Annotated in this window: 18 protein-coding genes and 1 pseudogene; 15 read left to right on the plus strand and 4 right to left on the minus strand. The window is 61.2% G+C overall.

Annotated elements, in window-relative coordinates:
• Positions 1-273 precede the first annotated feature (273 nt).
• On the minus strand, positions 274-699 hold the full coding sequence (locus JKL46_RS36435; RefSeq protein ID WP_201839973.1) for a PaaI family thioesterase: 426 nt from the start codon (positions 697-699) through the stop codon (positions 274-276).
• Positions 696-1,493 (minus strand): IclR family transcriptional regulator, encoded by a 798-nt coding sequence (locus JKL46_RS28545; protein WP_201839976.1) that lies wholly within the window; start codon positions 1,491-1,493, stop codon positions 696-698. Before JKL46_RS28545 ends, JKL46_RS36435 begins: the two co-directional genes overlap by 4 nt.
• Before the next feature lie 175 nt (positions 1,494-1,668).
• On the opposite strand from JKL46_RS28545, the gene JKL46_RS28550 reads away from it, so the two are divergent.
• The 13 genes and pseudogenes from JKL46_RS28550 to JKL46_RS28610 form a co-directional block, all read left to right on the plus strand.
• Positions 1,669-2,778: an ABC transporter substrate-binding protein gene (locus tag JKL46_RS28550; RefSeq protein ID WP_201839979.1), complete on the plus strand. Its 1,110-nt coding sequence runs from the start codon at positions 1,669-1,671 to the stop codon at positions 2,776-2,778.
• 63 nt (positions 2,779-2,841) lie between these two features.
• A complete protein-coding gene (locus tag JKL46_RS28555) occupies positions 2,842-4,584 on the plus strand; it encodes an ABC transporter permease (RefSeq protein WP_201839982.1) in 1,743 nt (580 codons plus the stop codon).
• Positions 4,577-5,689: an ABC transporter ATP-binding protein gene (locus JKL46_RS28560; protein WP_201839985.1), complete on the plus strand. Its 1,113-nt coding sequence runs from the start codon at positions 4,577-4,579 to the stop codon at positions 5,687-5,689. Before JKL46_RS28555 ends, JKL46_RS28560 begins: the two co-directional genes overlap by 8 nt.
• A 23-nt stretch (positions 5,690-5,712) precedes the next feature.
• Positions 5,713-6,807, plus strand: a complete 1,095-nt coding sequence (locus tag JKL46_RS28565; RefSeq protein ID WP_201840000.1) for an ABC transporter substrate-binding protein — start codon at positions 5,713-5,715, stop codon at positions 6,805-6,807.
• An 83-nt stretch (positions 6,808-6,890) separates the two neighbouring features.
• Positions 6,891-9,029 (plus strand): acetate--CoA ligase family protein, encoded by a 2,139-nt coding sequence (locus JKL46_RS28570; protein WP_201840003.1) that lies wholly within the window; start codon positions 6,891-6,893, stop codon positions 9,027-9,029.
• Between the two features lie 8 nt (positions 9,030-9,037).
• Positions 9,038-9,853 carry an enoyl-CoA hydratase/isomerase family protein gene (locus tag JKL46_RS28575; protein ID WP_201840006.1) on the plus strand — a complete coding sequence of 272 codons (816 nt, stop codon included), beginning with the start codon at positions 9,038-9,040 and terminating at the stop codon, positions 9,851-9,853.
• A gap of 10 nt (positions 9,854-9,863) precedes the next feature.
• Complete coding sequence (locus JKL46_RS28580; protein ID WP_201840008.1) at positions 9,864-10,826, plus strand: hydroxymethylglutaryl-CoA lyase; 963 nt, start codon at positions 9,864-9,866, stop codon at positions 10,824-10,826.
• Positions 10,827-10,836: 10 nt separating this feature from the next.
• Positions 10,837-11,517, plus strand: coding sequence for an RraA family protein (locus JKL46_RS28585; protein WP_201840011.1), 681 nt, complete (start codon positions 10,837-10,839; stop codon positions 11,515-11,517).
• A gap of 251 nt (positions 11,518-11,768) precedes the next feature.
• Complete coding sequence (locus tag JKL46_RS28590; protein WP_201840014.1) at positions 11,769-13,154, plus strand: c-type cytochrome; 1,386 nt, start codon at positions 11,769-11,771, stop codon at positions 13,152-13,154.
• Positions 13,145-13,633 carry a (2Fe-2S)-binding protein gene (locus tag JKL46_RS28595; RefSeq protein ID WP_201840017.1) on the plus strand — a complete coding sequence of 163 codons (489 nt, stop codon included), beginning with the start codon at positions 13,145-13,147 and terminating at the stop codon, positions 13,631-13,633. The genes JKL46_RS28590 and JKL46_RS28595 overlap by 10 nt, the downstream gene beginning before the upstream one ends.
• Positions 13,633-15,882, plus strand: coding sequence for a xanthine dehydrogenase family protein molybdopterin-binding subunit (locus JKL46_RS28600; RefSeq protein WP_201840060.1), 2,250 nt, complete (start codon positions 13,633-13,635; stop codon positions 15,880-15,882). The genes JKL46_RS28595 and JKL46_RS28600 overlap by 1 nt, the downstream gene beginning before the upstream one ends.
• A gap of 381 nt (positions 15,883-16,263) precedes the next feature.
• Positions 16,264-16,548 (plus strand): hypothetical protein, encoded by a 285-nt coding sequence (locus JKL46_RS28605; protein ID WP_201840019.1) that lies wholly within the window; start codon positions 16,264-16,266, stop codon positions 16,546-16,548.
• Positions 16,549-16,993: 445 nt separating this feature from the next.
• A pseudogene (locus JKL46_RS28610) lies at positions 16,994-17,512 on the plus strand (DctP family TRAP transporter solute-binding subunit); the annotation flags it as partial.
• A gap of 277 nt (positions 17,513-17,789) precedes the next feature.
• Here the strand turns inward: JKL46_RS28610 and aroQ are convergent.
• A complete protein-coding gene (gene aroQ / locus JKL46_RS28615; protein WP_201840025.1) occupies positions 17,790-18,239 on the minus strand; it encodes a type II 3-dehydroquinate dehydratase in 450 nt (149 codons plus the stop codon).
• Between the two features lies 1 nt (position 18,240).
• Between aroQ and JKL46_RS28620 the strand changes: the two genes are divergently transcribed.
• Positions 18,241-18,534, plus strand: coding sequence for a hypothetical protein (locus JKL46_RS28620; protein ID WP_201840040.1), 294 nt, complete (start codon positions 18,241-18,243; stop codon positions 18,532-18,534).
• A 214-nt stretch (positions 18,535-18,748) separates the two neighbouring features.
• Here JKL46_RS28620 and JKL46_RS28625 read toward each other — a convergent pair whose 3' ends face one another.
• Positions 18,749-19,417, minus strand: a complete 669-nt coding sequence (locus tag JKL46_RS28625) for a TetR/AcrR family transcriptional regulator (protein WP_201840043.1) — start codon at positions 19,415-19,417, stop codon at positions 18,749-18,751.
• A 338-nt stretch (positions 19,418-19,755) separates the two neighbouring features.
• Between JKL46_RS28625 and JKL46_RS28630 the strand changes: the two genes are divergently transcribed.
• Positions 19,756-20,724, plus strand: coding sequence for a shikimate dehydrogenase (locus JKL46_RS28630; RefSeq protein ID WP_246529590.1), 969 nt, complete (start codon positions 19,756-19,758; stop codon positions 20,722-20,724).
• Positions 20,725-20,766: the final 42 nt, after the last annotated feature.

Here is a 20,766-nt window from a genome sequence, read left to right on the forward strand (position 1 = left end):
GAGCAGAAGTGGCTCTCCACCACCGGCTTCCTCGACAAGATCGACGAGAACCTCAAGAAGGCGATGGCGGCTTAAGAAGGGCAAAGCCTCCTCCTACCCTGGAGGAGGCTTTGTCTGGCATGCACCGTTCAAGCGGCGCGGTCTGCGAGATAGTTGACAGACCTTCATTTCAGCTGCGGTGACCCAAAGGCGAAGTTGTGGACCCCCCGGTGTCGATCACGTCGTCAGAGCGTTTGGCAGACCCAGTGCCCTAATTGCTCGTCCCAGCTGCTGCTAGCGTCCTTTGATTTTCCAAACGCCACTCGCCGTGGCGACAATCCTTCCATTGGAGGCGAGTGTTGCGCTCATGAAAATGACGGATCTCGTTCTTCGTATGATTTCGCACCGCGCCTCGACGAATTCGCCAATGGCCGCAGATGCCACATAGGCAAGGCTCAATTGGATTGTTGCCTGTCGATGGTCTTCTCCACCGCGAGCCGTGACGCCCATCGCTCTGTCGGCAAGCGTGGCGAGCATGCCGCCTTGGACGACCCCGCTCCGGTTGCGGTGTCTCGCATCGGCAAGGAAGCCGAATCGCAGTCCGCTTTCGTCACGTTTCTCCCAGATCGGCCCGACCCATTCTATAAACCCATCGTCGACATGGCGGATCCATCCGTCTGCGGCGGGATCGTAGGGAGGGGGCGATGCTGCGCACGTCATCGCATATGACCGTGTATCGAGGCGTGATGCTCGCGCCCTGCAGCGAAACCGAGCTTCGCGGACACTTTCGCGGCGGCCTCCAGCACGAGCAATGTCGCGTCCCTAATCTGAGACTGACCATAGCGTGAGCGCGGCGCGACGGACGACAGCGATCCGACCACCTCGCCGTCGGCGTTGCGAACGGGTGCGGCTATGGCGGCCACATCGGGATGCCTGTCGCCGCGACTGATCGCAACGCCGGCATCTCGCACCAGGCGAAGCCTGTCGGCAAGATCGTCAGTGGAGCGGTCGATGTGGAAACGGGCGAAGCTTTCGATTGCGATCCGCCGTGCTTCCGCCGGCTCCAACCACGCAAGCAGGACCTGACCCGACGCACCGATGCCCAAGGGAAGGACTTCGCCGACCGCAGAGAAGGGGCGCACATTGCGCGACCCCGCGACAAAGGCGACAACGACACGGACGATATCGCGACGGACGTTGAGATGGCTGTTCTCACCCGTTTGATCGGCCAGTTCCCTGAGATGAGGAAGGGCGAGCTTGACGATGTCGAGCTCGCGCGTCGCGCGCAGCCCCAGCGTTGCAAGCCGCACACCCAGGCGGAAGGCGCGGCCTTCAGGTTCGAGGAGTTTGTGATGCGCCATCGCCTGCATCAGGCGATAGGCGGTCGGGACGGGGAGATCGAGCGCCTCAGCAATATCCTTCGGTGTTTGTAGAGCCTTGTCGGCTTCGAACGTGGCGAGCACGGCCATCACCTTGTCAAGCACTCCGACGCCCGTCTGACGATGGTCTCCCATGGTTCCCTCTAACAAACACCGCTCTCACGGCGCGAAATGCTCGCCCGCAAGTTTCTACCGAAAGCCTAGCTGAACGCTTGACGCGTCGTCGTCAAGCCATCATAATCCATATAATGGATAAAAATCCAAATAATGGAATATATCAGGGAAACGAAACGATCAAGGAGGAAAAGAGATGGATCGCAGGGCTTTCATGCTTGGAACCGGGGCAGCAATTCTCGCTGCAGGTTCCGCTCGGGCGCAAAACGCGGCTTTTCCCGGCTACTATCCGGCCGACTACGCAAAGATCGTCGAGGCTGCCAAGAAAGAGGGGCGTCTCCTCATCTATTCCAGCATGACGACAGACCAGTGGTCGGGCGTCGTTGCGCGCTTCCGGGAGCTTTATCCGACCATCCGTGTAGAGACGTTGGATCTAGGCACTTCCGAGATTACGGAGCGCTATCTCGCAGAGCGCGGCAGCAACTCTGCGACGGCCGATCTGCTCGCAACAGGTCCCGAAGGCTTCATCGAACCCCAGCGTCGCGGCGAACTTGTCGATTACGCCTCACCCGAGCGCGCACATCTGGCGCCCTGGTCGCTTCCATCGCCGGGGCTCTACACCTTCGCGATCGACCCTGTCCTCTTCGTCTGGAACAAGGCGGTGCTGCCCGAAAACTTGGTGCCCAAGAGCTTCGAGGACTTCGTCGCCAAGGTGAAGGCCAACCCTCAGGTCTTCAACAAGCGCATCACCACTTACGGAGCCGACACCGGGGCCTATGGTTATACGATGAACTATGCCTTCGCCAAGCATCATGGTGAGAAGGCCTGGCGCTGGTACGAGGAAATCGGTCCTATGACCCGCCTTGAGAGATCCTCCGGGCCGATGTTCGAGAAAGTGACGACGGGCGAATACGCCATGGCTTATCTCAGCGGCTCCGGATCTCCGTGGAATGCCTTACGCGACCCCGCTCGCGCGAAGGTCATCGGTTGGAGCTTCATCGCCGATGGGACGCCGATGATGACACGCAGTGTCGGTGTCATGAAAGGTGCCTCAAACCCCAACGCCGCTCGCCTCATGGTTGACGTGATGTGCTCCCTGGAAGGGCAGAAGGGGCTTGCAAAGGGACAACGCACGCCCGTTCGCCCCGACGTGAGCGCAGCCGATGTCGGTGGCGCATACACCTATACCGAGGTCGTGAAGCAAGTCGGCGAAGCGAACATCATTCCGGTCGGATACGATGCCGGGGTGGAGACCAATTACAACAGCTTCATCGCTCGCTGGAGAAAAGCTTATGGCATTGGCTGATGCCAGCCGCTGACCCGGGCATTCACAACTGCCCGGGGCCATTTTCCATTGAGGATCCCCGACATGATGCGAACCGAAGCTGATGCGCTTCCCACACTTGCCCGAGAGAGTACAGGTGTTTCACGCTACATCACACGTAGCACGGCAATTCAGTCTGCGGTTGTCGCCGCGACCGTAATCCTTGTCTTTGCCCCCATTCTGCCGATTTTCTATCAGGCTCTGATCGACCGGCCGCTCTACGACGACGGTCAGCAATTCACCCTCGCCAATCTGACGGATCTTCTGCAAAGTCCGAACTTCTGGAGTGTTGCGCAGAACACGCTCGTCTTTGCAGCTGCGACAACAATCATCGCGCAGGTTCTTGGGACGACCTTTGCGATTCTCATCGGCCGAACCGACTTGCCGTTCAAGTCGTTCTTCGCCGAACTCCTGATCTGGCCTCTTTATATTTCGAGCCTTGTGCTCGGCTTTGGCTGGTTCATGGTCTATGGGCCCTCAGGCTTCGTTACTTTGTGGGTGCAGAGCCAGTTCGGCGAAGCGCCGTGGACGCTCTACTCCATCACGGGAATGTCGATCGTCGCGGGAATTTCCCAGATGCCGTTGGCCATGCTCTACGGCCTCGGCTCGACGGCGCTTTCCAATCCCCAGCTCGAGGATGCCGCACGTAGCTGCGGCGCCGGCCCATGGCGGACGTTACGAAGTGTGACCCTTCCGCTCCTGATGCCTTCCATCCTCTATAGCAGCCTGCTCAATTTCACGATCGCGCTCGAGATGCTGTCGATTCCACTGATTTTCGGCGAGCCTGCGCGCATCGGTTTTTTCACGACGCTCCTCTACACCCAGGGCATCTCGACCCCGAAGCCGAATTACGGACTCGTAGCAGCTGGAGCGCTGATCCTTCTCGCGATCGTCATGCTGCTGGTGTTTCTGCAGAACAGGCTGCTCCGCAATTCGCAGCGATACGTTACCGTCGGCGGCAAGGCGAGCCGTCCCAAGACCTTGGCGCTCGGTCGCTGGCGGCTCTGGGCTCTTGCCTTCGTAAGCGTCTATGTCGTCCTGTTCGTGATCCTGCCGACCGCCGTCCTCTTCCTGCGGGCAGGCGTGTCGTTCCTATCGCCATTCGTCCCCTTCTGGACGTTGTTCACCCTCAGCCACTTCCACGACATCATCTCGTTCCCGGCCTATGTCCGTTCGATCGTCAATACGATCATCATCTCCGTGGTAGGCGGTTTCGGCGCAACCTTCTTCGTGGCGATGATAGCACTCGTCGCGCGGCGCTCGAAGTTTCCTGCCGCTGACAAGCTGGAATACGTAGCGATGATACCGCGCTCGATTCCAGGCTTGGTTGTTGGCATCGGTTTCTTCTACGCGTTGGTTCTCCTGCCGCCGCTGGGCTGGCTGCGAAACACGATCTTCGTGCTCATGGTCGCCTATACGATGCGTTACATCCCGACCGGCTATGGGGCGATCTCACCTGCACTGGTGCAGATTTCCACGGATATGGACAGGAGCGCCCGGACCACCGGTGCGGATTGGTGGACGACGGTTCGGTTGGTCATTCTTCCGCTGATACGTCCTGCCCTGTTCTCATCCTTCGCCCTCATGTTCATTCATTTCTTCAAGGAATACTCGGCTGCCGTGTTTCTGTTCGCACCCGGCAGCGAGGTCATCGGCACCACGTTGCTGCAGTTCTGGGTTGCCGGCGACATGGGCCGTGTGGCGGCTCTTTCCACGATCCAGATCGCTGTCACCGTCGCCTTCATCTACGGCATCCGCAAACTTCTGGGAGTGAAGATCTATGGCTGAACTCGTAGTCTCCAGATTGACCAAGGAATTCGGCGCCGTTCGCGCAATCGACGGCGTCAGCTTCACGGTGGCCGACGGCGAGTTCGTTTCCCTGCTCGGCCCGTCCGGCTGCGGCAAGTCGACGACTCTCGCTGCCATTGCCGGATTGGACATGCCGACGGCAGGCCTGATTCGGGCTGGGCAGAACATCTTCTTCGACGGAGAAAGCAGCCGTTTCGTCGAACCGGAGGCACGCAATTGCGGCTTGGTGTTCCAATCCTATGCCCTGTGGCCGCACATGACGGTGGCGCAGAACGTCGATTTCCCTCTGAAGCTGCGCAAGCTGGAGCGCAAGGAGCGGAAGCGCCGGGTCGATGAAGTGCTGGCCCTCGTGGAGATGACACATCTCGCCGATCGATATCCGCACCAGCTGTCGGGCGGTCAACAGCAGCGCGTCGCTCTGGCTCGCACGCTCGTCTACCGACCGGCGGTGCTGCTTCTCGACGAACCTCTGTCGAACCTTGACGCCAAATTGCGAGATCGTGCCCGAAGCTGGCTTCTTCAGTTGAAGGAGCAACTGAGGCTGACGACGATCTATGTGACCCACGATCAGGTGGAGGCGATGTCGCTGAGCGACCGCATCGTCCTGATGGATGGCGGCCGTGTGATGCAGATCGGCACACCGAAGGAAATCTATGAAGCGCCGGCCAATCCGTTCGTCGCGGACTTCATCGGGACCTCAAGCTTCTTCGACGGAGAGCTGACGTCCGGCGGTGCGACAGGACGGGTGAGAATTGCAGGCGACAGCGAGATTGCGGTCGCCGGCACCACTCGGATCCCTGTGGGTGCTCCGGTGACGGTTGCGATACGGCCGGATCGCCTGTCGATTCTCGCGTCCGGCGCTCCTGCGCCGGACGAGGCAGGCACGGCCCTTCATGGGCGGGTCGTGTCACGAAGCTATCTCGGCGGGCGGTATCAGCACGAGATCTCAATCGCGCAGACGCTGCTGCGGATCGATGGTCCGTATGTGCTGGAGCAGTCTGAGGTTCATGTCTGGGTTCCCGCATCCAGCTGTCTGGTGTTCGAGCGGGGCGCGTCTCGTCCACGGTCGGCGGTGCGGCATTGAAGTCATTGGTGGGAGGTAGCAAGATGGACAGAAGGACATTTCTGACCGGCGCGGCGGGTCTCGCGCTGTTATCCGCAAGGCCGGCACAAGGTGCGAGCAACGAAATCCCGCTGCAGCAGGCGATTGAGGGCTCACGCGGTGAGCCGGGCCTGCTGATCTATTCCGGACTGAGCCAACAAGTATGGAACGGCGCGCTCGCGGACTTCACGCGCCGGTATCCGTGGATCAAGGTCGAGACACTGGAACTTGGCAGCAGCGAGATCACAGAGCGCTACATTGCAGAGCGCTCGAGCGGCAGCCGCACCGCCGACATTATCGCACATACGCCCGACGGCTGGCTGACCTTGCATGATCGCAACGAGATCCTTCCCTATTCCTCGCCGGAACTCGCAGCTTTCCCGTCCGGCTCCAGTCCGATTCAGGGTCTTCATACCTTCGGCTGCGATCCGTTGCTCTTTCTGTGGAACAAGGCGGTCCTGCCGGCCGAACTGGTACCGACCTCGTTTGCCGACCTTGTGGCGAAGGCCAAAGCGAATCCTGCGATCTTCCGGAATCGGATGACGACCTATAGCGCAGCCACGGGCTCATATGGATACGGGATCAATTTCGCATTCGTGAAGCATCATGGCGAGAAGGCTTGGGCGTGGTTCGATGAGTTGGGGCCGATCACGCGGGTGGAGCGTGGCTCGGGTCCCATGGTGGAGAAGGTCACGACCGGTGAGTATGCAATCTCGTTCTTCTGCGCTCCCACGTCGACTGCCGAGGCAATGCGTGATCCGGCGCGAGCGCGCCTGCTGGGTGCAAGCCTCATCAGCGACGGCAATCCCGTCATGCTTCGCGGCGTTGCCGCGATGAAGGCAACGAAGAGTCCGATGAGTGCAAGGTTGCTCATCGATTCGGTGATGAACCGGGAAGGGCAGATCGGCTGGGGTAAAGGTGGCGTTGGACCTTTCCGCAATTCCATCCAGCCTGAGGATGTCGGTGGCACGCGAACATTCGCCTCGGTCTCGCAGGAGATCGGCCCCTCCAACGTCGCGCTCGTCGATTACGATCCGAAGCTGACCAGCGGGTATAAGGAATTCATCGCCCGCTGGAAGGCGGCCTATCGGCTTGGCTGATCGCATGCGAGTCGCTTAGCGATCTCGGCTGCTTGCCGATCCCACATACAACTCAGGGGTAGCTACCGAACATGGATTCTTCAGTGCAGCAATTTCTTCGCGGGCGATCCGCCATCGATGCCATCGAAGCATTGATGGAACCCTCGACGATCGCATTCGTCGGTGCGAGCGCCGATCCGGAGAAGAGCTCCGGACAGCCGATCCGCAACGTGTCGAAAGTCGGCTATTCAGGCCAGATCATCGCTGTCAATCGTCGTGGCGAAGCCGTCGGCGATGCACCGGTCTATCGCAGCGTCGCGGAGATTCCCGGCGAGATCGATGTTGCCTTCGTCACGATCCCTGCGGCTCAGTGTCCGCAGGTTGTCGACGAGGTTGCGGCAAAGGGAGCGAAGGTTGCCGTCATGGCGGTGGGCGGCTTCGCTGAGCTCGGGACCGAGGCCGGCCGCAAGCTTTCCCATGAGCTGCTTGCGGCCAGCCGGCGGACGGGCGTGCGTATCGTAGGACCCGTCTGCAATGGCACCTACAGTACGCCCAACTCGCTCGCCCTGGGTTATAATGCGATCCACGGGCGCCGCCTGAAGCCCGGAAGCGTCGCGCTGGTCTCTCACAGCGGGGCATTGGTCGCCCCATTCGTTTCGATGCTCGAAGCCTCCGGTTGCGGCCTCAGTCGATATGTTTCGGCAGGCAGCGAACTCGATCTCGGCCTCTCGGATTTCATCCGCTATCTTGCTGGCGATCCGGAGACCTCGGTGATCGCGCTGATCCTGGACCATGTCGGTGACGGGCGCGCGTTCCTCGATGCGGTCGGGGAGGCCCGCCGGGCGGGTAAGCAGATCGTCGCGCTGAAGCTTGGCAACTCCGCCCTTGGCAGCGAGGCGACGCTCGCGCACTCGTCTCACCTTTCGGGAAAGCGGCAGGTCTATGACGCCGTCTTTGCCGCCTCGGGCATACGCAGCGCACCCACCGTCGAATGCATGGCCTTGACCTGCGCCTTGATCTCGAAGGGGCGTGTTCGCGGCAGGGGAGGCGTCGTTGCGTCGAGCACGTCGGGTGGCGGAGCCATCATTCTGGCTGATCTCCTCAGCGATGCGGCAGGGATCGAAGTGCCGCGCCTGGCCGATGAGACCGTGTCCACGATCAGCGGACAGCTCCGCTTCGGCGCGGCACAGATTCTCAACCCTTTTGATCTCGGGCTTGGTGGCCGCGACCACTACATCGCCAATGTCGCCGCGCTTGCGGCCGATCCGTCGGCAGCGGTACTGGTCGTCTTCGGAACACCGATGTCGACCCCGGCAAAGCGTGCCCAGCTGGCTGACGCCGTGGTCGGCGCAACCCGGGCTCAGCCGGACCTCCCGGTGATCTATCTGTCGCCTGCGCCGCTGTTCGACGATGAGCGATTGATCCTGGAGTCGAATGGCGTTCCGATCTGCTCGTCCACACTCGATGCGGTCGCTGTGGCACGCGCCATGATGCCGGTCGAAACGCCAGCCGATGAAGCGAAGGTGAGTTCGCATGCCGGTCCCATAGCTGTTCCTGAGGGAACTCAATCCGAATACCGCAGCAAGCGCCTGCTCTCCGAGATGGGATTGAACTTTCCTTCTGAGCATCTCGTTTCGACGCTCGCCGAGGCGCGGGCGGCAGCTGCCGAGATTGGGTACCCGGTCGTGTTCAAGGCATCGGGCCATGGGATCTGGCATAAGAGCGAACTTGGTCTCGTCGAGGTCGCACTTGGCAATCAAGAGGAGCTTTCAGCAGCTTGGGAGAGACTGCAGGCGCGGTTGGCAAATCTGTCCGGCATCGAGCTGGACGGCTTCCTCGTCGGATCCTTCGTTGCCGGAGGCGTCGAGGCGATCGTCGGCTTCACCAGGGATGCAGAGTTCGGGCCGGTCGCCATCTTGGGACCAGGCGGTGCTATGGCCGAACTCTTTGGACCGGCAGCGGTCCGCCACCTGATCCTGCCCGTGACCCGTGAAGCCGTGGCGCGGGCCATCGACAGCGGCCCGCTCGGCTCCTTGGTCGAGGGGTTTCGCGGCGGCCCGCCTCTCGATCGTGAGGCATTTGAGCAGTTCGTCGTCGATGCGGCCGGTGCCGTAGAGCGGTTCGGCGACGCCATCCAGGAACTCGATCTCAATCCAGTCAAGATACTGCCGCGCGGGGGAGGCGTTTGGCCGCTCGATGCCCTCTGCGTGTTTGAATCCGCTGCCGAATCCCACCATTCCTGAGGCCTCCCATGCTCGATACTACCAAGCCAGCTCCTGCGTCGCAGGATAATCCCTTCGTCCGATACGAAATCAAGGATCACGTGGCACGCATCACCATCGATCGCCCCGACAGGCGTAACGCCATCGGACGGGATGTGCGGCGTGGTTTGATCGAGGCCTTCGCCGATGCTGCGGTCAACGACGATGTCTGGCTCGTCACTCTCACCGGCACGGGCGATCAGGCATTCTGCGCCGGAGGCGATCTTAAGGAGAAGGATGAGACGGCAAGGGCGAACAAGTCCATCGTCGTGCCGATGACCGGCGCTTACAGAAACCTTTATGAGACAGTCCTTGAGACCTACAAGCCGACAATCGCAATCCTGAACGGTGGCGCCTACGGCGGTGGGTTCGAACTGGCTATGGCCTGCGATCTTCGTATCGCAGCAAGCCATGTGAAGCTCGGTCTGCCCGAAGCGAAGCGAGGCATGGGTGCCAATTTCGGATCGACGCTGCTACCCCGCATCCTGCCCCGCGCGATCGCCATGGAGATGCTTTACACGGGCGACCCGATTACCGCGGATGAGGCGGCACGCTGGGGACTGGTCAACGCCGTCGTCCCGAAGGACGAGCTCGCCGCTCGCGCTGACGCGCTGATCAACAGAATCGTTTGCAACGCGCCGCTGACCCTGCGCCGCTACAAGCATGTCTCCGTCAAGGGATGGGACATGCCGATCGCATCGGCCCTTCGCCTGGATGTCGGCCCCAATCCTTATCTCAGTGCAGACCGGGAGGAGGGGGTCCGAGCCTTTGTGGAGAAGCGCCAACCGCGCTGGACGGGGCGTTGAGGAGATAGCCATGAGCGACTTGCCGAGCCGAGTGACGATCAACGAGGATGGGCCGCGCGAAGGCTTTCAGATCGAGAGTGCCACAATCGCGACCGGCCAAAAGGTCGAGCTCGTCGATGCCCTCTCCGAAACGGGGCTGAAGGAAATTCAGGTCACATCCTTCGTGCATCCCAAACGCGTGCCGAGCATGGCGGATGCCGAGGAGGTCGTACGGCTCGTGCGCATGCGGTCGGACGTCCGTTACACCGGCCTTTTCCTCAACGAGCAGGGACTGCGGCGCGCACTTGCCACGGGGCGCCTTCACATTCGCGGGAGCATCAGCCTGACCGCATCGGCAGCATTCCTCGCCCGCAACCAGAATGCCACGCCGGACGGCCAGCGCCAAGCTCGCTGCGATATGGTCCGTCTGCTTCAGTCCGAGGGCATTCCTGTCGATGCAGGCGGGGTCAACGCCGCATTCGGTTGCAATTTCGAGGGAGAGATCCCGCTCGAACGCCTGATGGCGACCGTTCGAGACGTTTTCGACCTTGCGGATGAGCTCGGTGTCAGGATCGAGACGCTCGGCCTGTCCGATACCATGGCCTGGGCAACGCCGAAGGCAATCCGCTCCGCTGTCGGCGCCATTCGGTCACGCTATCCCGATGTTCGAATCTCTCTTCACCTGCATGACACCCGCGGGCTCGCGCTCGCCAATGCTCTTGCGGGACTGCAGATGGGGGTCGACGACTTCGATGCCTCGATTGGCGGGCTCGGCGGTTGTCCCTTTGCAGCTCACAAAGGAGCAGCCGGCAATCTCTGCACCGAGGACTTTGCCTTCATGTGCGAGGAGATGGGCATCGACACGGGCCTCGATCTCGAGCGTCTCGTGGCCGCCGCCGAACTTGCAGAGCGCATCGTAGGCCATCCCCTGCCCGGATCGGTCAAGATGGGCGGGCTCCTGTCGCGCTATCGCGCGGCCGCCAATGCGGCATAGTGGTGACATCATGGCAGTCGGATTCAGATATCGGAAAACGGTTACCCGGGTCTCGCAGCAGCTCGTCGATGCTTTCCGAGAACTGCCGGTCGCGAATGTAAGTGACTGCATGGCGCGGCTGACGGCAGCCGGTCCCACCCTCCGCCCCATGCATCGGCAGGGATCGCTTGCGGGACCAGCCCTGACTGTGCGTTGCAAGCCGGGTGACAACTTGATGATTCACAAGGCGATCGACATGGCCGAACCGGGCGACGTCATCGTGGTCGACGGAGGCGGGGATCTTACCAACGCGCTCTTCGGCGAGCTGATGCTCGCGCATGCAACGAAGCGCGGACTGGGGGGCTTCGTCATAGATGGAGCCGTGCGCGACATCAAAGCCATTCAGTCCCAGGATCTTCCCGTCTTTGCGGCTGGCATCACCCATCGCGGTCCGTACAAGGATGGTCCCGGCGAGATCGGTTTCGGCATCGTCATCGGCGGTATGTCCGTGGGACCCGGCGACCTCATCCTCGGGGATTGGGACGGCCTCGTGACAATTCCGGCTTCTGACGCTCCAGCCGTACTCGCTGCCGCGCAAGCGAAGTTTCAAAGCGAGATTGCTGCCATGGCTGCTATCGAAGCAGGGCAGCCCGACCGGTCCTGGATCGACACTACTTTGGCTCGTCTCGGCTGCGAAGAGATAAACAGCTAGAGCCGGTTCCACTTCCGTGGAATCAGCTCTCTTCTTTGCTTTGCCGCATTTTTTATGGCGAACCGGATCCACTTCGCCGAAAAATGCTCTGGCCAATCGGCGTCGGCAGTTTTTTGCAAAACAACGCAACTGTCGGAACCAATGCCTTGTGAGATCGTATCGGCTCTAAACAGGGAGACGGTGATGAAGGGCCAGGATGCTCATTGCGATATGGTCAGGCAGGCCAGTTCCATGACCAGGAGACGGCGTCGGTGACGCTGTTGCGTATCGTCTTGGGGCTGGTCGTCATCCTGGCCATAGGGACGGCAGCTTTCATCGGCTACGCTTGGCATTCCAGGCTCGATCCCATCGATCCTCCGGCCAAGGCCAGTTTGGATGCCAAACTCTTGGCCCGCGGCGCGGAGCTTGCCGCGATCGGCAATTGCAATGTCTGCCATACGGCTCCGAACGGCGAAGCATTCGCCGGCGGGCTTGGCATCCCGACGCCCTTCGGCACGATCTATTCGACCAACATCACGCCCGATCCCGAGACCGGGATCGGGCGCTGGTCGGAGGAGGCGTTTTCCCGCGCCATGCGCAAGGGCGTCGACCGGGAGGGACGGCATCTCTACCCGGCCTTTCCTTACGACCACTTCACGCTTGTTTCGGATGAGGATAACCGAGCTCTCTATGCCTTCCTAATGACCCGAAAATCCGTATCGGCGAAATCGCCTGCAAATCAGCTGCCTTTCCCCTTCAATGTGAGAATGCTCCTGGCAGGCTGGAAGGCGCTGTTTTTCCGCGAGGGGCCTTATCTGCCCGAACCCGGCCGGCCTGCGGAGTGGAACCGCGGGCGCTACCTCGCGGAGGGCCTCGGCCATTGCGGGGCCTGCCATACGCCGCGCAATCGGCTGGGAGCGGAAATCTCGGACCAGCATTTCGCCGGTGCCGAGATCGAGAATTGGACGGCCTATGCCATCGATTCAGGCTCGCCGGCACCTCTGCCTTGGGATGCGGAGAGCCTTGCATTCTATCTGCGCCACGGCTGGCATGATCGGCACGGCGTCTCGCGTGGCCCGATGGCGCCGGTGACCGCCAATCTCGGTGCGGCTTCGGAGGCCGATGTGAAGGCCATCGCAGCCTATGTGGCCGAGGTGATGGGCCGTCCGAGTAAGGAGCGCCTAGCGCAGGGCGAGGCCGCACTCGCAGCCGCCCGTCAGGAACGCGAGGCGGCGCCATTGAGGAGAACCGGCGAGACGGGCAACGGCGCAGGAGAGGCGATCTTCGTCAGCGCCTGCCAGGGTTGCCACGACGGCCGTCGGCCGCCGCCCTTCGGTGGGCTCAACCTCCATCTCAGCACAGCCGTCAACGCTCCGAACGCTCAGAACATCATCAATGTCACCCTCTACGGCCTGCCCGCGGCCAGAGGCGAGCCGAGCGCGATGATGCCGGCCTATCGTGGTGTTCTCAACGAGAACCAGCTTGTGGCATTGCTTGATTACATGCGCGAGCGCTTCAGCAGGCAGCCCGCCTGGACCGACACGCGGGAGCGGGTGTCATCGACCCTGAGGGGCGAACGCAAGGTGCCCGTCTACCGTATGGACGGCACGACGCATGCTCCGCCGGAAACCAGCATGAGGACAGCACCATGGCCGTGACCCTCACCGTCAATGGAAGGACCCAGCAGGTCGAAGCCGATCCCGAAACTCCGCTGCTCTACGTTCTGCGCGATCACCTGGAGCTGAACGGAGCAAAATACGGCTGCGGCATCGGGCAATGCGGCTCGTGCACGGTGATGGTGGATGGCGAGGCCGTGCTGTCCTGCGTCACGCCGGTCCTGCTGCTGGAGGGACGCCGCGTCACGACCGTCGAGGGCTTGGGAACGCTCGAAAAGCCGGGCCCGATGCAGCAGGCTTTCATCGAGGAGCAGGCCGCTCAATGCGGCTATTGTATCCCCGGCATGATGATGCGTGCGCAGGCGCTGCTGCAGGCTGATCCCTCGGCCAACGAGGCCGCGATCCGCGCGCATCTTGAGCCCAATCTCTGCCGTTGCGGCACGCATATGCGCATCATCAAGGCTGTGATGCGGGCCGGCGAAATCATGCGCCAGAATCCCCAGAGCGGAGGTGCCTCATGATGACCCGTCCTGATCGGAAGAGGCCCACACGCCGCAGCGTGATCGCCGGAGGAGGATCCATCGTCGTCAGCTTCGCTCTCCTGTCGCAGGCATTTGCGCAGGAAGGCGAGGTGCAGGGCGCCGCGCCACCCCAGCCGAAGCCGAAGCTGCCGGGGAGCCTGGCCGACGATCCTTGGCTCGACGCATGGATCCGGATTGATGCCGATGGCGCGATCTCCGTGTTCACCGGCAAGGCGGAACTCGGCCAGGGCGTCAAGACCGCGATCCTCCAGATCGCAGCGGAGGAACTGGAAGTCGATCCGACGGCCATCCGCCTGGTCACGGCGGATACGGGGCAGACACCGAACGAGGGCTATACGGCCGGAAGCCAGTCGATCCAGAATAGCGGCACCGCGATCCGCCATGCGGCCGCGCAGGTGCGCGAACTCCTGATCGGCCAAGCCGCGGCCCAATGGCAGATTCCCGCCGATCAGCTTCGGGCCGAGAACGGAAAGGTGATCCGTTCCGATGGCCAGACGCTCGATTACGGCTCTCTGGTATCGACAGAGATCATGCATGTGGAGGCCAGGCCGCAATCGCGCCTCAAGACGCCGGGCAGCTTCCGCATCATGGGCAAGCCTATGAAGCGGGTCGACATTCCCGCCAAGGTCACGGGCACTCCGATCTATGTTCAGGACATGCGTCTGCCAGGCATGGTTCACGCCCGCGTCGTGCGTCCGCCACGTCCCGGCGCGACGCTTACCGCCTTGGATCCGTCCGCCGTCGAGCGGTTCCCAGGCGTCGTCGCCGTGGTGCGCAACGGCAGCTTTCTGGCCGTGGTGGCCGAGCGCGAATTCCAGGCGATCCAGGCAATGCGCTTGCTGGAGACCGCAGCGCAATGGTCGGAGGGGATGAAATTTCCGAACCCTTCCGAGTTCATCCAATCTCTGAAGACCCGACCGGCACAGCAGGGCGTGGTCGCCGAGCGCGGCCAACCCGGTGCTGCATCGGCCCAGTCGTTCCAGGCCACCTTCACACGTCCCTATCAGATCCACGGCTCCATCGGACCCTCCTGCGCAGTGGCGCTTCTTGAGAGCGGCACTACCAGGATCTGGAGCCACACGCAGGGTGTCTTTCCGGATCGCGCGGCGATCGCGGAAATGCTCGGCGTCCCCGCGGAGCAAGTACACGTGGTGCATGTGGAAGGGTCGGGATGCTACGGCCATAACGGAGCCGACGATGCGGCGGCGGATGCGGCGCTCATCGCTCAGGCGGTGCCCGGCCGTCCCGTGCGCCTGCAATGGATGCGGGAGCAGGAGCATGTCTGGGAGCCCTATGGGCCTGCCATGCTGACCGAGGTGCGCGCCTCGCTTGATCAATCGGGCAGGATCGCCGAGTGGAACTACGACCTGTGGAGCAACACGCACAGCACGCGCCCTGGTCCCGCCGGCTCGCTCATCGCGGCGCAATCGCTGCCGGCGGCGTTCAAGGCTCCCCCGGCGAAACTCAGCATCAGTCCGTCAGGGAACGGCGACCGCAATGCGGTGCCGCTCTACACGATCCCCAACATGCGCGTGATCTGGCACTTCCTGCCGGAGATGCCGCTGCGGGTATCGGCCTTGAGGGCGCTCGGCGCCTACGCCAATGTGTTTGCCATCGAGAGCGCGATGGACGAACTTGCGCTTACGGCGAATGCCGATCCGGTCGAGTTCCGCCTTCGTCATATGGACGATCCGAGGGGGCGGGCGGTCATCGAGGCGGCTGCTGATGGTTTCGGCTGGTCCCGGGACCGGTTGCCTGACGATCGCGGAAGAGGCTTCGCGTTCGCCCGTTACAAGAACCTAGCCGCCTATCTCGCCATGGCCCTCGAGATCGAGGTGGAGCGTGAGACAGGGCGCTGCCGCATCCTTCGCGTCGTGGCCGCCATCGACAGCGGCGAGATCGTCAATCCGGACGGCATCCGCAACCAGACGGAAGGCGGTATTATCCAAGCCGCGAGTTGGACCCTCTACGAGACAGTCACGTTCGATGAATCCGGGATCACCAGCACGGATTGGTCGAGCTATCCGATCATGCGGTTCGGCTCCGTGCCCGCAAGCATCGATGTGCGGGTCATGGAGCGGCCGGGCGAGCCGTTCCTCGGAACGGGCGAGGCAGCGCAGGGACCGACACCGGCGGCCATCGCAAATGCCATCCGGCACGCGACGGGACGGCGGCTCTACGACATTCCCTTCCGAGCCGAGAAGGTGAAGGCCGCCATCGGCGTTTAATCGGTCTCGACGGCGTCGTACCTGTCGCTGAGCGACCTGAGCTGTTTGTTCTGCCGCCACTTTCCGCCTCAAAGTGATAAATCACTGTCTCAAGCGGTCAAGCAAGCAAAGCTTGGTCATTGTAGTGTCGTTTCAGGTTGATGACGGTTCGAGGCCAAGGCAGTACGACATCACGGATGGTGATCGGACATTCGGCAGCACGGGCTACCAGTCTTCGGTAAGCGTAATGAACATGCCGGTATTCCTGCGATGGGCATCTATCGGTACGATGAGCTGATCGCACCAAAACCAGAATGTCACTCCTCGAACGCACCTACGGGTTGCTCGACGGCCAGGCCGTCAATCAATCGGCGAGACGTTGATGGCTCGCAGGAGGCGCAAATGGAACAGATTCTGATCAATCTATTCGCAGGCGCGGTGGGCGGCGGAGCGGCTGGGAAGGCATCACCGACCTTCGACATGGGTACTGCAGGAAACCTCATCGCCGGTGCTGTCGGCGGTGGCGTTCTCGGACAGATCGTAACCCTTGCCATGCCGGCGATCGGCGCATCGCTTGCCAGCGGGAACTTCAGCGTCGGCGGAGTTGTCGCCAACCTCATCAGCGGCGGTGCCGGTGGCGCCATCCTGACCGCCCTCATCGGTGCGCTCAAGAACAGGGCGGCCTGAGAAGCACTCTGTCCAAAGAGATCTGCCGTCGGCGGAAGTGGGCTTTGCATTGGTTCTGGAACGGCTCTGGCGCCAAGCTGCGTACGGCTGGCGGTCAGCGAAGAGTCAGGCCGACATGCCCTGATCAGCGGCGGAGTCGTCTTGACCGTCATGCTCGGGCATCAATGAGCTTCGGAATGGCGGGCCTCTCTATTGTGGCCCGGCTTGCACTCGCGTCAGCAGCTTGCCATCCACCGCCGTTGCCTCAGCACTCTCGCGCTTCTTGATGTCCTCCGCAGATAGCTTGGGCCGGTCACCTTGATCGTCGGTCTCTCCAGCTTGGCGGTCAATGGGAACGGCGGCGTGTAATCGGCATCCTTCACGCCCGTGAGCGTGTCGGTGCCGCCCCGGCCGACGCCGCTCATGCTGTTGAAGGCGAGGGTGCCGATGCCCTCTTGGAGGCCCGTTTGGACAGAAGCTCATGGCCAAGCTTCCCGATAAGGCTTTGATCGGGTTCGGGTTCTGGGAGAATGGCTTTCGCCAGGTCACCAACAGCCGAAGGCCGATCACCAAAGCTGAGGATTTTGCAGGCCTCAAGCTACGAGTCATTCAAAACCCGCTGTTCATCGACACATTCCGGGAACTCGGAGCCAATGCGGTGCCGATGCCGTTCGCGGAGGTTTACACTGCTCTTGAGACCAAGACCATCGATGGTCAGGAGAATCCGCTCGCCACCATTCTCGCATCGAAATTCTACGAGGTGCAGAAATACGCAGTTCAGTCCAACCACATCTACAGTGTTTGGGCTTTCCTTTTGAGCAAGCGCTTCTGGGATCGGCTCACACCGGACGAGCAGGCACTCATCACCGAAGCTGCTAAGGAAGCCCAGGACTTTGAGCGTAAGATCATTCGGGCGTTTGAACTGACTGCTCTCGACGAGCTCAAATCCAAGGGGGGTGGAATTCTCGACATTGCCCGATGCTGAAGTGGCAAAGCTGAGGGAGAAGACCAAGGCCGTGCGGGAGAAGTTCACCGTCGAATTTGGGCAGCCGGCGCGGCAGAGATGATGTCGGAGTTGGAGAGAATTCGCTCGACCAAACAGTAGTCATGACGTTTCTATCGTCTCCGACTGTCAATCGAGGCGCCGGCGTTCATTGTCGGCGCCTCGAAGGCACAATTCCATTACCGCGCCAAGTCTGCCTAATTCCTGCTGACCAACGCCGGCATTGATCGCACCCTCGCAGACGTCATTGGAGCTGAAGCTATTGCTGGCTCTCATCGATGAGGCGTGCAAGCCGTTGAAGAGCCAATTGATAACCCTGGGTGCCAAAGCCAGCGATCACCCCGGAGGCAACGGTTGAGACGTAGGAATGATGCCGGAAGGCCTCGCGCTTGTGCACATTCGAGATATGCACCTCAATGATCGGGAACTCGCAGGCATTCAGAGCATCGAGGATCGCGACAGACGTATGGGTGAATGCCGCCGGGTTGATCACGATGCCACCGGCTCGCTCCCGTGCTTCGTGGATCCAATCAATGATCTGATGCTCAGCGTTGCTTTGGTAAAACTCGATCTCGAGCTTAAGTTCATCGCCAACGCGGCGGCAATCCGCCTCCACATCCGCTAAGGTTTCATACCCATAGATTGCAGGTTGGCGCTTCCCGAGAAGGTTGAGGTTGGGGCCATTCAGGACGTAGACGGTGCGGCTCATAATGACTTTCCTGTTGCTGTTGCGTGAGTCCGTTTCAGGTTTTCCCTTCCGCCGAGAACGCCGGCTCGCCAGTCTGCTCTCGACAGTTGTCCTGATCACCTCCGATAGCGCGAGGCCTCCGTCGGAGGAATACATCCCAGCGCAGGTCTCCCAGCAGATTGCGCTCGGTGCATGTGATGAAGCCCCGTCTGTCTTTGATATGCGTATACTGCGGGTGAACTATGTCGCGTTTCCCCTGGTGCGCAGAGACGAGGCGGCCCATATTTTGCAGAAATACAAAGAAGGAAACGCCTGAGGTCACGTTCTCTCCGAGAAAGATCGACTCATGGCCGATGTTCATTTCCATACCGAAGACCTACCCCGCGACAGCACGGCAACCCGCGCACGTTCATGGCTTCAGTTATTCGTTCAGCTTGCGGCTGGAATGTCTAAGGTTGTTGACGAAGCGCTCGAAGCGCGTCGCACAGCTCGCCGCCAACGATACGCAGCGCTTCTGTCTCGCGTCAGCATCACTTCTTCAAATAGCGGATAACCGTATCAATTACGGTTTCCCGCCGTTTGGCCAGCATCTCCTGGGACGACATATCCGTCTTGAAGATCTGAGAGAAAGTTGCACGATTGGAGACATTGAAGAAGCACAAGGCGCTGATCGTCATGTGCAGATCGATTTCATCAATACCCTCCCGGAAGACGCCATCCGAAACGCCTCGCTCGTAGATCTCGCGCAATGTGTTGATCACGGAGACGTTCAAGTCCTGGATCGCTCTCGAGCGTGCAAGATGAACCCCTTGGTGAATATTCTCGACCATCACGAGGCGAATGAAGTCTTCATTCGAGTTCTGATAATCGAATGTGAAGCCCACAAGGGCCCGGATTGCGGCCTCCGGCTCCAGATCGGCCAGATCTAGCGTCGCCTCGATCTGCCTGATGCGCCGGTAGGCCTCTTCGAGCACCGCAACGAACAATCCCTCTTTATCCTCGAAGTAATAATAGATCATCCGCTTGCTGGTGTTCGTCTGGGCGGCGATCTCATCCACCCGTGCTCCGCTATAACCTTTCTCAGCGAATTCCCTGGTTGCAACCGCCAGGATGTTCTGCCGGGTCAGTTCAGGATCGTAACCGCCACGGCCGGAAGTCGACCGCTTGGTGACGTTTCGGGAGGGTTTAACGTCATGCATAGCGGGGACATCCTTCACATCCAGTCATAGCAAGCCTCTCATTACCTGAATCTTCTCCGAGCAATGGCTCAGCACGAACCCGCTTCGTGAGCAAGGCGGATCAGACGTCAACGTGAAAGCTCCCGGGTGCTCATTCAACAGGGAGCGCAAGCTTTGCTCGCCTAAAGGCGTAGAGGCGCAGTTAAAAAACACAAACCACCCCTGTTGACTATACGAACTAGTTCGTACATTAATGTCGCTGCCCGCCGGATGCAAGCGATCGAGCAGAGAAATGCCTCGATGCCGGGCAACAATAGGAAACCGCTCCGACTGCGCGTCGGATTACCGAGAGGGACGTCATGGTCATGCCCGCTGAAGGCATCCGACACGCTGACTCCTTGCTTCACGCAGGCGGTGTCTGTTTCCAGCCTGCAGAGGCTCCTAGCGCCGGGGCTGCCGGTCTGAGCGGTGCAGCGAAATACGCCGACGCCAAGTCCGTCCTCGTCGGTCTGATCGGATCTGGCATCCAGGCCTCCCGCACGCCGGCCATGCATGAGCGCGAGGGGGCAGAGCAGGGCCTCAGGTACATTTATAGACTGATCGATCTCGACGAGCTTCGGATCGGACCGGACGCTCTGCCCGAGCTCGTCACCGCCGCTCGGCGGATGGGCTTCGCCGGGTTGAACATCACCTATCCCTGCAAACAGGCGGTTATTCCTCTGCTCGATGAGCTGACGCCCGACGCCCAGGCGCTCGGGGCGGTCAACACCGTTGTGTTCCGCGACGGACGCAGCATTGGCTGCAACACCGATTGGTGGGGCTTTGCCGAGAGCTTCAAGCGTGAATTGGCAGACGTCGCCCGCGATCGGGTCATCCAGTTCGGGGCCGGCGGTGCCGGTGCCGCCGTGGCTCACGCCTTGCTGACTCTCGGAGCAGGTCAGCTCCGCATCGTCGATACGGATGCAAGCCGCGCCGAGTGGCTTGCGACTGAATTATGTGCACGCTTCGGTTCGGAGCGCGCGATCCCGGAAGCCAATCTCCAACAGGCCCTGTCGGGGGCGGACGGAGTGGTCAATACCACGCCGGTCGGCATGGCGAAGTATCCCGGGATGCCGTTGTCCGCGCAGCTTTTGCATCCCTCTCTCTGGGTTGCCGACATCATTTACTTTCCCCTTGAGACCGAACTGCTGCGGACAGCGCGTGGCCTCGGCTGCCGCACCATGGGCGGCGGCGGAATGGCCGTCTTCCAAGCCGTTGGAGCCTTCCATCTGTTCACCGGAGTTGAACCGGACCCCGAACGAATGAGGCAACACTTTCAATCGATGTAACGCGTCCGCTCCAAAAACAACAACAAGGACGCCAGTCAGAGG

Origin of the sequence: Microvirga zambiensis WSM3693, assembly GCF_016735695.1 — a bacterium.
Taxonomy (GTDB): domain Bacteria; phylum Pseudomonadota; class Alphaproteobacteria; order Rhizobiales; family Beijerinckiaceae; genus Microvirga; species Microvirga zambiensis.